Here is a 12,968-nt window from a genome sequence, read left to right on the forward strand (position 1 = left end):
GAATCGCTTGTGGACAAGAAGTAGCCGTCTACCTTGGACGAAGCAAGAAGAAAACGTTAACCCAATCAACTTTCTTTGAGTAAGTTTAAGTAAGTTTTTCGGAGCAGGATGGGTTGTCATCGATCAATAAAAAAAGGTAGGAAGCCCTACCTTGAACCCAAAAAAAAGCATTTTGTAACCAAATACATTTTTTAATATTGCATATTGGTATGACAGCGATATTGCAAACACACGACGAAAGTGTGAATCATTGATAATCAAGGGTTTAGGGGTTCAAGGGGGTGGGATTGATGGGTTTGCTGACAACCAATTTCCACAAATTTATCAGTTGCTAACATTGAAGCATTTTACTTCCGGCTGCTTGTACTAATTTGCCGTCTTCCATCTGAATGATGCGATCGGCTATGTCTAAAATGCGGTTGTCATGAGTCACCATCAAAATGGTACAACCTTGCTCTCTGGCTAGTTTTTGCATTAAGTTAACTACGTCTCTACCTGATTGGCTATCAAGGGCGGCGGTTGGTTCATCAGCTAAGACGATTTTAGGGTAGCTTACCAAAGCACGGGCGATCGCAACTCGTTGTTTTTGCCCTCCAGACAGTTTATCAGGATAGTAATGGAGGCGACTTCCTAAACCTACTTGCTCTAGCATCGCAGTTGAACAGATATCTATCTCTTGAGAGTCAATGTGCTGATGCAGTTCTAAGCCCATCTTCACATTTTGGAGTGCTGTTAAACTCCCGTGTAAGTTGTGCGCCTGAAAAATATAACCGTTATGGCGGCGTGTCTGCACTAATTTTTCTGCACTTGCGCCACAAAGTTCTTGCCCTAAAACCTGTAAGCTACCAAACTGTGAAGAACGCAACCCCCCAACTAAAGTTAATAATGTTGTTTTCCCTGAGCCAGATGGGCCAGTTAAGATAATAATTTCTCCGGCATTAATTTCTAAGTTGATATTAAATAAAACTTGCTTACGCAGCGTACCATAACCAAAATAGTGGTTGAGATTATAGATAGAAATAATTGGTTCAAAAGCCATAAATAATTCTATTTAACTGAGTTATTGATAATTCTTAGCTACAAATGACTAATGACTAGTTTTAAAACATATCAGCAGGGTCAGCAGATTGCAGTTTGCGTGTAGCGATCGCCCCAGAAACAGCACACATAATAAAAGTTAAAATTATTACTTGCAACCCCCGAATTAAAGTCATGTATATGGGTAAATTTGTGGCGGCGCGTGTTATCTGGTAAAGCCCTAAGGATACAGCTACACCTGGGATAAATCCTAATACAGCTAAAATTAAAGCTTCTTCAAAAATTACACTCAGCAGATAGTAATTACGATAACCAATAGCTTTAAAAGTGGCGTATTCTTTAATATGGGTATTCACATCTGTTGAAAGCACTTGATAAACAATAATTACTCCGACGACAAAACCCATTGATACGCCTAAACTAAAAATAAATCCGATGGGTGAATTGGTGCGCCAAAAATTGTTTTCAAATTCAATAAATTCCGCATAAGTTAGCACTTTGACATCATCTCTAAGATGGGCTTTTAATGCTATTGCTACTTGTTTTGCATCATAACCAGGTTTGACTCGAATCAAACCTAAGCTGATACTGTTAGCTTGTCGGCGAGAAAATATGCGTAAAAAGTTTTGATCGCTGGTAATCAAACTGCCATCTGCCCCAAAGGAAGCACCAACTTTAAATAAGCCAGTAATTCTGATGGTGCGTCGTTCTATTTCCGTGGTGAGGGTTTGCCCTTGATCGATTTGCGCGATTGCTTGTTGATAATCGCCTCTTGCACCGCGATCGAATAGGACATGATCGGGTAGTTTTATGCTTTGCAATTGCTGATTGACATCGGGTAAATCAAAGGCTGGCTTATCTGGATTTAAACCAATAACTAACACCCCTGTTTCACGCCGCGTTTGAGGATTCTTCCAAATACTATTACTGAAATACATTGCTTCGGCTGAGTTTACACCCGGTACATCCATCGCTTGATACAGTCGCCGCCGCGAAAACGAAGACATACTTTGTAAGTTACGGGCTTGAGGACTAATTAATACAATGTCTGCTTCTAAACTGCGATGCAGTCTAGTGTTGCTGTCATACAATGCAGTCTCAAACCCAAGCTGCATAAACATCAACACATCAGCAAAAGCAATACCTGATAATGCCACTAGCAAACGGCTTTTTTCATGACTTAATTGCAGCCATCCTAACGGTGTGCGTCGCTGCATTCGTTTGATTAATTTCATCATAAGTTAAGTGCTGAGTGCTGAGTTGAAAGTGCTGAGTTATAAATTTTCTCTGTTTCCCTACAACCTCTTTTTCAAAGTTCAATGACTACTTTGACTTGCATATTGCTGAGGCTGGCTGCTTTCTGGCTAGATGCTTTATCTAGTCGGATATATACTTCTACTACTCGGTTATCAATATTGCTGATGGGGTCAGTGTTAACTACATTTTGCTTTCGCACTTGTAAACCTTTGCGTTCTACTGTTCCCTGCAATTCAATTGGTAAAAAGTCACCAACTATTTGTACTTTCTGTCCTGGGGTGACTTTGCCGATGTCACTTTCATAAACTTCAGCGACGGCGTACATCTGATTTGTCTGTCCAATATCAGCTATCCCATCGTTAGATACTAATTCGCCCGGGCGGGTGTGGATTTCAAATACTTGCCCATCTTGGAGCGATCGCACGTAAGCTTGTTCTAAATTTACCTTAGCTTGATTCATCGCGGCGATCGCCCGGCTAACTTCTGCTTGGGCTGCTTCGACATCAACTTTCGGCACTTCGGTAATTTTGTCTAGCGTGGCTGTGGCTTCTTTGATTTTCTGTTGGCTGGTTGCTTGAGTGCGTTTTAACTGGGCTTGGGCTTCTTGGAGATTTTTTTGAGCAGTTTCTAAGGTTAAGCGTTTACTATCTCTTTGGGAAGCCGCAATTGCACCTTCTTGATAGAGGGCTTGATAACGTTTATCTTCAACTACAGCGTTTTGGACTTCGGCTTGTAAGCGGGCGACAGTTGTTGTTTGGGCTGCAATATCACCAAGACGTTCTGCTTCTAAACGGGCAATTGTCGCGGTTTGGGCAGAAACTTCGCCACGTTTTGCCCCGGCTTTGATGCGGTTGAGGTTGGCTTGGGCGACTTTGACTTGTTCTTGCGCTTCTTGATAAGCTGCTTGTAAGCGATCGCGATTGTCTAAAATGGCAATTACTTGCCCGGCTTTAACTTTATCCCCTTCATTAATTAATAGCTGTTCGACTCGACTTACTTCTGTTGATGTAGAAGCCGAGAGTTTAATAACTTTTCCCTTTGGTTCTATTCTTCCTAAAGCTGTGACTGTTTTAATTTCTGGCAGTAGTGATGTTTGTACTTGCGCTTTTTGATTAGCAGTTTCTCGAAATTTCAATACAGTAAAAATACTGCTACCAATGACAGTTAAAGTTACCAGAATTGCTATAAAAATCGGTGGTCTGAGAACCGATAGAAACGAGATGGAACCGTCTAGCTTTGAGTTCTGCACAATAGCATACCTTTGAACAATTCCAAATTGGTTTTTAAATGAAAGAGAAATTAAATTTTGGTAAATGCCCAGTTTGGATGTAAAGCAATAGCCAAGGTAGTTAGAACTTATGCAGATGATAAAACTTAGAAACTAAAAGGCTTTTAACCTATCATCTGTCACCTGTCACTTACTACGGTTTTTCATGAACAATGAAGTGCGGATTACAAAACTAAACCGTATAGTCATATAATTTGAATTATACTAAACGGATTAGTTTAGTCAAGCGATCGCCAAAGAGTATTCACTATTAAAAAACATCGCTGATTATACTTTCGAGTAACTTGTTACAGCTAAAGAAAATTTTCAGACTGTTGGCAAAATCAGGATTATTGTAAAATGGCACGTCAAAAAGTGGGAGAAACTGACCGTTCTAATTCAACCGAAAAAATCGCTAAGATTCTGCAAGGCGCAATGCAGGAGTTTCTTGCCCACGGCTACGCAGCCACCAGTATGGATAAAGTAGCAGAGGCGGCGGGAGTTTCTAAAGCCACAGTATACAGCCACTTTCAAGATAAAGAGGGACTATTTCGGGCATTAATCGAAAGACTGGCGAGAAAGCGGTTTCACTCTATTTTAGGGACGCAACCACTCCAAGGAGAACCTTATCTAGTGTTGCGGGGGCTAGCGAAAACCGCCTTAGATCAGATGGTGAATGACCAAGAATATCAAGCATTTGAAAGGTTATTGATGGGAGAGTCAGCCCGATTTCCCGAATTAGCCCAAATTTTTATCGGTAGCATTGCCAAACCAGCCATAGAGACTATCAGTAAATATTTAGCATCGCGTTCGGAATTGAATATACCTGACCCAGAAGCGACAGCCAGAATACTTATAGGTTCACTGGTGCATTTTGTGATGACGCAAGAGATTATGCACGGTAAAAATATTATGCCAATGGACAGCGATCGCTTAATTGATGCTTTAACCCATCTAATTGTTAACTGTGCTGATTAAGAGGAACTCAAGAACTGACTGAGCCAGGCAGTCGCGCCATAATAGAGATGATCACAACAATTATGGTGTACAAATTTGAACAATTAAGCAGGATGGAGGTTGAGTCTATGCTGGGAATCACACTCAAAGAAACCAGAGTTTATCAAGAAATTAAGGAAGAAGGGCGTGAGGAAGGTCGTGAGGAAGCTACAGTTAAACTTGTAATTCGACAGCTAACTAAGCGATTTGGCGAACTCTCAGAGGAAATGCGTTCTGCAATTACTGGTTTACCTTTACCTGTGTTGGAAAATTTGAGTGAAGCATTGTTAGATTTTACGAGTTTGGCTGATTTACAAACTTGGCTAGACCGGCAATAAATTTAACTTTGAGCTAGTTGTAGGCTGCAAGAACTACAACAGCAAAGCTTCAGAATAATATGATAAGACAATTCATGATGGCGTTTAGATGGTAGTTAAAAACGCCAATTTAGCATAATTGCTGAGACGAAATTGGGGTTATGATTTCAAAGAGAAAAATATGCTAACTTCAACTGATTTTAGTGGCTTATTTAATGAAAGATTTTTTCGTAACTTTTTGCCAATACCAGCGACTAGTTACTTTAGATTAGAGATAGGAACACCAGATTTTCAGTTACCAGATATCACTAACGGTACTTTAGTTAAATTGTCAGATTATCGAGGTAAGCAACCTGTATTACTTGCCTTTACGAGAATCTTTACTGAAAAGCAATATTGCCCGTTTTGTTATCCTCATATTAAAGCTTTGAATGAAAATTATGAGGAATTTTCAAATCATGGTATCGAAGTTTTGATGATTACGAGTACTGATGAAAAACAAAGTCAAATTGTTGTCCAAGATTTAGGTTTAAAAATGCCCTTATTAAGTGACCCAAGTTGTCACGTATTTCGCAGATACAAGGTAGGGCAAGCATTAGGCGCGCCTTTACCAGCACAATTTGTGTTAGATAAAAATGGTAAATTAGTTTATAGACATTTATTTTCTTTTTTAGATCACAATGCTAGTGTAGAGACATTGTTAGCACAATTTAATGCCGCACAACTTGATTGATTATATTACCATTGGCTGCAATTAATTGAATTTGTAAAGGCATTTGTCCGGCAGCGTGGGTTGAACAACTTAAGCAGGGATCAAAGGTACGAATTCCTGCTTCTACACGGTTGAGCATTCCTTCAGTAATTTCGTTACCTTGAATAAAATGGCGGGCGATTTGGGCGACTGTCCGATTCATTGCTAGATTATTTTGACCAGTGGCAATGATAAAGTTTACTTTTTGCAGTAAACCGTTTTCATCAACTTGATAGTGATGGAACAATGTGCCGCGTGGTGCTTCGCTAACACCGACTCCTTCTAGTTGGTTAATGCCAGCTTCTGCCCGGAGTCGTTTTGATAATATATCTGGATCATCCAGTAACATTTCGATATGTTCAATACCAGCGAGAATTTCGATTAAGCGGGCATAGTGATAAAAGAAAGATGATTTGACTGTACCTTGACCACGATCGCGGAATTCTTGTAACTCTTGATCAGCTAATAGTGTACCGATACGATGACAAATATTGAGCCTTGCTAGTGGCCCTACCCGATACATTCCCCCATCTAAACGGCAATAGTCTTGTTGCTCAGGATACCCAAGAGGTCGATAGTAGGGAGATTTTAAGTAAGAATCTGGTTGAATTGCTTCCCCGATAAATTGTTGATAACGTGAAGGGTCGAGTTTATCAGCAATAATATTACCTACACTGTCTACAAAGCGAAGATTGCCGTCATAAGTTTCCCACAAACCAGTAGGAGTGACTAAACCCATAAACAAACTGGGGAAGTTACCAAAGGTTTGGGCTTCAGCCTGGTAATTATCAAGCAAGTTTTTAAATTTAGCTAAAGCATCCAAAATGGTTGTACGTGCTTCAGGAATGCGGTTTTGAATTTGGTCACGTTTTTCTGGTGTGAGTGGTTCTCGCACACCACCAGGAATAGCCCAGGCTGGGTGAATCTTTTGTCCTCCTAGGAACTCAATAATTTCTTGCCCAAACTGGCGCAGACGAATTCCACCACGGGCGAATTCTGGTTCTGCGGCAATTAAACCAAAAACATTACGTATTTGGGGATCACTATCCATTCCCAATAAGAAATCAGGCGCGCTGAGGTGGAAAAAACTCAACGCGTGGGATTGAATAATTTGTCCTAAATTCATCAACCGTCGGAGTTTAACAGCTGCTGGTGGGATAGTGACAGCTAAAATGCGATCGCCTGCTTTAGCAGAAGCTAACAAGTGACTCACAGGACAAATACCACAAACCCGTGCGGTAATGCCTGGCATTTCCCACAGTGGACGACCCTCACAAAACTTTTCAAACCCGCGAAATTCGGTGACATGAAAGTGAGCATTACTCACTTGACCAGCATCATCTAAAAAAATACTAATCTTGGCGTGTCCTTCAATGCGGGTAACAGGATCAATAATTATTTTTTTATTCATTTGTTATTGCTCAAATAGAAATTTCAGACTAGCCTGCGGCAAGCCGCTATGCGTCTACAGACTTGAGGCTTTCTGGAAACTCTTCAAAATCATCAAAGGCTGTTCTATCAATTATTTCGGCTGTTTGGTGGGCTATTTCTGATTGCATTTCATCAACTGCATCCCAAGCTGCGGCACATTCTTCGGAATGTACGCCTTTCTCGCTACAGACTGCACGAGCTTTTTTAATTTCTGCTTGTAGTTGTTGCTCTAATAGAAGTGACTGGGGTTGTTCGATAAAGTCACTTAAAGCCAAAATATCGGTCAGAGAGATGATCCCCACCAGTTCACCTTGAATCACAGGCGCTCTGTGCAAGTGATGTTGAGCAAACAACCGCGCGACGTATTCTAAACCCAGGTCAGGATTTATAGCTATACAAGGCTTCGTCATCACCTCATAGACACGGGTTTTATGGGGGTCTTTACCGTAGGCGATAACTTTATAGACAATATCGCTCTCGCTGATAATGCCGTAAGCGTCTTGTGCGTGACGACGGTCTACAATCAATGCGCGCCAATCTCTAGCTCGCATCAATTCCACGGCTTCTGCGACTGTGGCGGAACTGCGGATAGTGGCGACATCTTTTGTCATAACATCTGCGGCTTTTAACATGATTAATCTCCTATAGAAGAGTGCTGAATAGTTGTATTTTTTTTGTCTCCTGTCTTGTTTCCCAAATTCAACCAAATTTGATTAGTTCGCGGCCTGCGAGTTGCGGTTTTTGACCTTGCAAAATTGGCTCTAATGCTGCACGGATGCGAGTTGCGGTAGGTGGACAACCAGGTAAATAAATATCAACAGGGACTACGTAGTGTACAGGGATGACTTTATCTAGTAGTTGGGGGACAATGCCTGCTTCTTGGGGAATTTGTGGATGAATATCAACTAATTCGATGTAACAACGTTGGAGGACAGGTTCGGCACTACCCAAAGGATTACGCAAGGCTGTGACATTGCCAGTAACGGCACAGTCACCAAAGGAAATGATGATTTTGGAACGTTCTCTGACTGTGCGGATGGTTGTGAGGTGTTCTTCATTAGCGATCGCACCTTCAACTAACACTACATCTACATCGTTGGGATATTCTTTAATATCAGCGAAAGGGCTGTAAACAAAATCCACTTGTCCAGCTAAGTCAATCAGCCATTCGTCCAAGTCGAGAAAGGACATATGACAGCCAGAACAGCCACCTAACCATACTGTTGCTAGTCGTAAGCGAGTCATAGTTTTTTAAACGCAAAGGTACGCTGAGTCAAGCGCAGAGTGGCGCAGAGTTTTAGTCCTCATTGTCAATTTCCAGAATTGGCAGTGAGGATTTGTCGCCACTCTTGCACAATGGATTGTGGAACTGAGATGTTGATAAATTTTTGACCGGGTAAAGGGATACCTAGTTGTAGTGGTGCGTTGGGTAATTGAGGCAAGATATTTTTCAAGTCGTACTGAGCGATGGTTGGGGCTGGTGCTTCATCTAAGAAAACGTCAGCCGCAGTGAAGATTTGACCGGAAGCAGTAGTTATTTTGAGGGGTTGGGGATGAATTAATTCAGCTGAGTTGGGAAAACCCACAAGTCGTAAATTGATACTTATGTCTTGACCGGGGTAAATTTGCTTAAACAGAACAGTTTGCCAGACTTGTCCTGATTGGTCATCTAATTTTGTTTGTGAGCGATAAACTATTTCGCCTGGTACGGCCTCTAATTTTGTGACAGCAGCGATCGCAATTTGCGATGCAGGGCTGCATAAACCCAGGAATATAAATATTGTCAAAATACTTAGCGATAGCAGCCACCAAAATATGCGGCGGATACGCGGGAGTTTCATGTTCACCTCCTGGTACAGTTTGAGAGTCAACGGCTACAAATTCCATTCCTGTTGTTCTCGTGCGGTAACTAAAAAATTGAGTTTGGCGCGATCGCGTTTCATTTCGCCAACACTAGAACCTTGGTAAAAAATAGCTCCTGTGGGGCAAGCATTGACGCATTTACCGCAGGATGTACAAGTTTGAGATGTTCCCCAAGGTTGGCTTAAATCAGTAATCACATGGGAATTTGTGCCTCTACCTGCCATATCCCAAGTATGTGCGCCTTCGATTTCGTCACAAACACGGATGCAGCGTGTACAAAGGATACACCTGTTATGGTCAAGACCAAAGCGATCGTGTGAAACATCCACTTGGCGTTGCGGGAAGTGATAGTCTAAGCGCACATGATCCATACCGAGTTCAATGGCGAGGTTTTGGAGTTCGCAATTACCATTGGCTACACACACCGAACAAACGTGATTACCTTCTGCAAAGAGCATTTCAATAATTGTGCGGCGGTATTTTTGCAGGCGATCGCTTTGAGTAATTACGTCCATTCCCTCAGCAACTTTGGTCACACAGGCAGGTTGTAATTTGTTACTACCCACAATTTCTACCAAACACAATCTACAAGCACCCACATCACTCACACCTGAAAGATGGCAAAGTGTGGGGATATAAATTCCCGCCGCTTGCGCCGCTTCTAATACCGTTTCCTCCTCGCGGGCGCTGACTAGTTGAGTGTCAATTGTTAAGGTTTTTACTGTCATAGGTTGGGGGTTAGGGACTAGAGGCTAGGGGTTATAAGGTTTCACTTGAATTTTGATACAAATGGGTCGCAGGGGTGCAGGGAGCAGGGGGCAGGGAGAAAGAATTAAAAACCAATGTATTTGTATCAGGATTTTCGTGAAATGGTATTAGAAGTTAAGTAATATCTGTAACTAGTACAGGTTGGCGTAAATAAACAGACCATCGGAAATTGCTAAAAGGCTTGTAGTATCATAATTTTGACTTTTGCCTTTTGACTTTTGCCTTGTTGTACTAATCCCCAGTCCTAACCCCTAATCAACTCTAAGTACTCATCTCGAAAGTAGTGCAATGTACTAAACACAGGATTTGGTGCGGACTGTCCTAAACCACACAGACTGGTGTGCTTCACCATATCGCATAGTTCTTCTAGTAGTTGCAAATCAGTGTGGGTTGCTTGGCCTTGGCGAATCTTGGTCAATAATTTGTGTAACTGTACAGTCCCCACCCGACAAGGAATGCACTTACCACAAGATTCATCCATACAAAATTCCATGAAAAAGCGGGCAACATCCACCATGTTGGTAGTTTGATCCATCACAATCATGCCGCCGGAACCCATCATAGAACCAAGGTTAGAGAGAGACTCGTAATCAACAGGTGTATCAAAAGCGGAAGCAGGGATACATCCTCCGGAAGGGCCACCTGTTTGTACTGCTTTAGCTGTACCACCTTCAGGAATACCGCCACCCATTTCTTCAACAATTTGCCGTAAAGAAGTCCCCATTGGCACTTCAATTAAACCTGTGTTGTGGATTTTGCCAGCTAGGGCAAATACTTTGGTTCCTTTGCTTTTAGCAGTACCAATACTGGCAAACCAATCAGCACCTTTACGAATAATCGGCGAGATGTTAGCAAAGGTTTCGACGTTGTTAATTAAGGTGGGATGTCCCCACAAACCAGATTCGGCGGGATAGGGTGGACGGGGATGGGGAACGCCGCGTTTACCTTCGATAGAAGCCATTAAGGCGGTTTCTTCGCCGCAAACGTAAGCCCCAGCACCAATGCGGATATCGATTTTGAAGTCGAAGGGAGATTCAAAAATTTGACTACCTAATAAACCAAGGCGTTGGGCTTGATGGATGGCAGTTTGCAGGCGATGAATGGCAATGGGATATTCTGCCCGGACATAAATATAACCTTGACTGGCTCCGACAGCATAGCCAGCGATCGCCATTCCTTCTAGAACTCGATGGGGATCGCTTTCTAGAACGCTGCGATCCATAAATGCGCCAGGGTCGCCTTCATCAGCGTTACAGATGACAAATTTGCGATCGCTTTTGGCTTTGGCAACTGTCGCCCATTTGATTCCTGTGGGATAACCTGCGCCACCTCTTCCTCTTAAACCACTGCGAGTAATTGTCTCTACTACCTCTGTTGGGGTCATCTCGCGCAACACATGATAAAGTGCTTGATAACCTTCGGCAGCAATATAAGCTTGAATCTTTTCTGGGTCAATTTTGCCGCTATTTTCTAAAACAATCGGTTTTTGATATGTAAAAAATGGCTGGGATAAATCTATCTCACTAACATTGATTTTGCCTCCGTCTAATCCTTCAATGATGCCAAATACATCTTTAGTAGTTACTTTTTGATAAAGTTTAGTGTCGGCGGGCGTGTCCACTTGCACCAACGGCCCTTGGCAACATAGACGCATACAGCCAACACCACAAACTTCTACATCTTTTTCTAAGCCTTCGGCTTTGATCCCGACTTCGAGTTCATGTTTAATGGCTTGAGAGTTTGCAGACAAACAACCTGCGGCGGTACAACAGCGAATTTTTACTGGTTTGGCTTGGGAACGTTCTTGATTGGCAATTGCGAGTAATTCATTTAGTTCCATGTTCTAGCCATCCTGTCATACGTTCACCAACGGATTCTGGGGTTTGATTGCCTAAAACTTGGCCATCAAGTACCACAGCAGGTGCAATCCCACACGCACCTAAACATCTTGCTGTTAGCAGTGAGATTTGTCCGTCTGCTGTCGTTTCACCCGTATGAATCCCAGTAGTTTTTTCGACGTTTGCCAAGATTGCTGGCGCGCCTTTGACATAACAAGCCGTACCCGTACACACTACACAACTATGAATGCCTTGGGGTGCTAAAGAAAATAAATGATAAAAAGTTGCCACACCATACACTCGACTGGGTGGAAGCTTTAATTTGTGGGCAACGTATAGTAATAAATCGTTGGCTAAATATCCGTAAATTTCTTGGGCTTTATGCAGAATTTCAATTAAGGCATCTTGTTGATACTGATGACGCTTCATCGCTGCATCTAGCATCTTGAGACGTTTGTCACCACTGGGATGGGGCGAAACAACAGGGGTAGCACTGGTCATTGTTATGCTCAAGACTGGTGATTCGAGATTTGCGATCGCAAATCATACCGTTTCACTTTAAATTCGCTCCAAATAGGGCAGGGGGAAAGCAGAAAAACCCATAAATTTGGATCATTATTTGGCATGAAATGGTACGAAAGATGAAGAATTAAGCAGACAAAAAAGAACAAAAATAGTTTTCTTCTTACCTTGTCTGCTTTTTAGATCAAGCTTGAGTGTTAGCTGTAACTACAACTTTCTCGGTACTTTTTTTACTATTGGGATAATTCACGATATAAACCGAACAAGCGGCATGGTGTAGCACATAATTACTCACACTGCCCAAAAACAATTCTGCAAATCCAGAGCGGCCGCGATGTCCCATAATAATTAAATCCGCTTCCCATTGCACCGCCATCCGACAAATTGTACTGCCAGGATTACCTAACACTTGCGTAAATTCTGTGGTGACTTCGGCTGTATTTGCTTGCGCGCAGTAAGCTTGCAACATCTTTAAGCCTTCATTTTGAAAGCGTTCCCACTGCTTTTGATATAAATCTAAACTTTGACCACTTAAACCTGGGTAGTAGTCAACATTAGATAACATAGGAATATAAGGGCTGCCATCTTCTTCAGGAGATAAAACATGAAGTAAAAGCAATTGGGCTGACATCGCTTTTGCAAAAGCTAATGCTTGCTCAAACACTTTTTGTCCCATTTCCGAGCGATCCAATGCAACTAAAATTTTTTTCAGCATATAGACCTCTGGCTTTGATTGCTAATATTTATTAGTTATTTAAGTTGTGGTCGGGAGATGTAAAAACAGCAGTAATTAAAGATTTTTACCTGCAAACTCTACCCTATTAGATGCGGCAAATTATGAAGATAAATATTCTATTTCGCTAGGAGCAATACCATAGGGAACTGCACCATCACATCTATTATTTTTTATAGAACAACAA

Annotated in this window: 13 protein-coding genes and 1 pseudogene; 3 read left to right on the top strand and 11 right to left on the bottom strand. The window is 41.9% G+C overall.

Annotated features, from left to right (window positions below; genetic code table 11):
• Positions 1 to 331 precede the first annotated feature (331 nt).
• From H6G69_RS14315 to H6G69_RS14325, 3 genes are all read right to left on the bottom strand, one after another.
• Positions 332 to 1,039, bottom strand: coding sequence for a DevA family ABC transporter ATP-binding protein (locus H6G69_RS14315; protein WP_190687883.1), 708 nt, complete (start codon positions 1,037 to 1,039; stop codon positions 332 to 334).
• Between the two features lie 61 nt (positions 1,040 to 1,100).
• Positions 1,101 to 2,276: an ABC transporter permease DevC gene (gene devC / locus H6G69_RS14320; protein ID WP_397326927.1), complete on the bottom strand. Its 1,176-nt coding sequence runs from the start codon at positions 2,274 to 2,276 to the stop codon at positions 1,101 to 1,103.
• 71 nt (positions 2,277 to 2,347) lie between these two features.
• On the bottom strand, positions 2,348 to 3,544 hold the full coding sequence (locus H6G69_RS14325; protein WP_190687886.1) for an HlyD family efflux transporter periplasmic adaptor subunit: 1,197 nt from the start codon (positions 3,542 to 3,544) through the stop codon (positions 2,348 to 2,350).
• Between the two features lie 378 nt (positions 3,545 to 3,922).
• On the opposite strand from H6G69_RS14325, the gene H6G69_RS14330 reads away from it, so the two are divergent.
• From H6G69_RS14330 to H6G69_RS14340, 3 genes and pseudogenes are all read left to right on the top strand, one after another.
• Positions 3,923 to 4,540, top strand: coding sequence for a TetR/AcrR family transcriptional regulator (locus H6G69_RS14330; RefSeq protein ID WP_190687888.1), 618 nt, complete (start codon positions 3,923 to 3,925; stop codon positions 4,538 to 4,540).
• Positions 4,541 to 4,560: 20 nt separating this feature from the next.
• Positions 4,561 to 4,896 (top strand): annotated as a pseudogene (locus H6G69_RS14335) (DUF4351 domain-containing protein); the annotation flags it as partial.
• Positions 4,897 to 5,056: 160 nt separating this feature from the next.
• Positions 5,057 to 5,608: a peroxiredoxin gene (locus tag H6G69_RS14340; RefSeq protein ID WP_190687894.1), complete on the top strand. Its 552-nt coding sequence runs from the start codon at positions 5,057 to 5,059 to the stop codon at positions 5,606 to 5,608.
• Here the strand turns inward: H6G69_RS14340 and H6G69_RS14345 are convergent.
• From H6G69_RS14345 to H6G69_RS14380, 8 genes are all read right to left on the bottom strand, one after another.
• Entirely contained in the window at positions 5,586 to 7,037 is a 1,452-nt protein-coding gene (locus H6G69_RS14345) for a Ni/Fe hydrogenase subunit alpha (protein WP_190687895.1), read from the bottom strand. The two genes, H6G69_RS14340 and H6G69_RS14345, sit on opposite strands and share 23 nt — an antisense overlap.
• Before the next feature lie 46 nt (positions 7,038 to 7,083).
• A complete protein-coding gene (locus H6G69_RS14350; RefSeq protein ID WP_190687911.1) occupies positions 7,084 to 7,689 on the bottom strand; it encodes a CBS domain-containing protein in 606 nt (201 codons plus the stop codon).
• Positions 7,690 to 7,756: 67 nt separating this feature from the next.
• The gene (locus H6G69_RS14355) at positions 7,757 to 8,302 is read right to left on the bottom strand and encodes an oxidoreductase (RefSeq protein ID WP_190687914.1); all 546 of its coding nucleotides are present in this window, start codon (positions 8,300 to 8,302) and stop codon (positions 7,757 to 7,759) included.
• Positions 8,303 to 8,367: 65 nt separating this feature from the next.
• Complete coding sequence (locus H6G69_RS14360; RefSeq protein WP_190687915.1) at positions 8,368 to 8,898, bottom strand: DUF3122 domain-containing protein; 531 nt, start codon at positions 8,896 to 8,898, stop codon at positions 8,368 to 8,370.
• Between the two features lie 33 nt (positions 8,899 to 8,931).
• Positions 8,932 to 9,648 carry a bidirectional hydrogenase complex protein HoxU gene (gene hoxU, locus H6G69_RS14365; RefSeq protein ID WP_190687918.1) on the bottom strand — a complete coding sequence of 239 codons (717 nt, stop codon included), beginning with the start codon at positions 9,646 to 9,648 and terminating at the stop codon, positions 8,932 to 8,934.
• A 284-nt stretch (positions 9,649 to 9,932) separates the two neighbouring features.
• Positions 9,933 to 11,528, bottom strand: a complete 1,596-nt coding sequence (locus tag H6G69_RS14370; protein ID WP_190687921.1) for a NuoF family protein — start codon at positions 11,526 to 11,528, stop codon at positions 9,933 to 9,935.
• Positions 11,515 to 12,027 carry a bidirectional hydrogenase complex protein HoxE gene (hoxE, locus tag H6G69_RS14375; protein WP_190687925.1) on the bottom strand — a complete coding sequence of 171 codons (513 nt, stop codon included), beginning with the start codon at positions 12,025 to 12,027 and terminating at the stop codon, positions 11,515 to 11,517. The genes H6G69_RS14370 and hoxE overlap by 14 nt, the downstream gene beginning before the upstream one ends.
• Positions 12,028 to 12,232: 205 nt before the next feature.
• The gene (locus tag H6G69_RS14380; protein ID WP_190687927.1) at positions 12,233 to 12,763 is read right to left on the bottom strand and encodes a universal stress protein; all 531 of its coding nucleotides are present in this window, start codon (positions 12,761 to 12,763) and stop codon (positions 12,233 to 12,235) included.
• Positions 12,764 to 12,968: the final 205 nt, after the last annotated feature.

The organism is Nostoc sp. FACHB-110 (assembly GCF_014697425.1).
Classification (GTDB): domain Bacteria; phylum Cyanobacteriota; class Cyanobacteriia; order Cyanobacteriales; family Nostocaceae; genus Nostoc_B.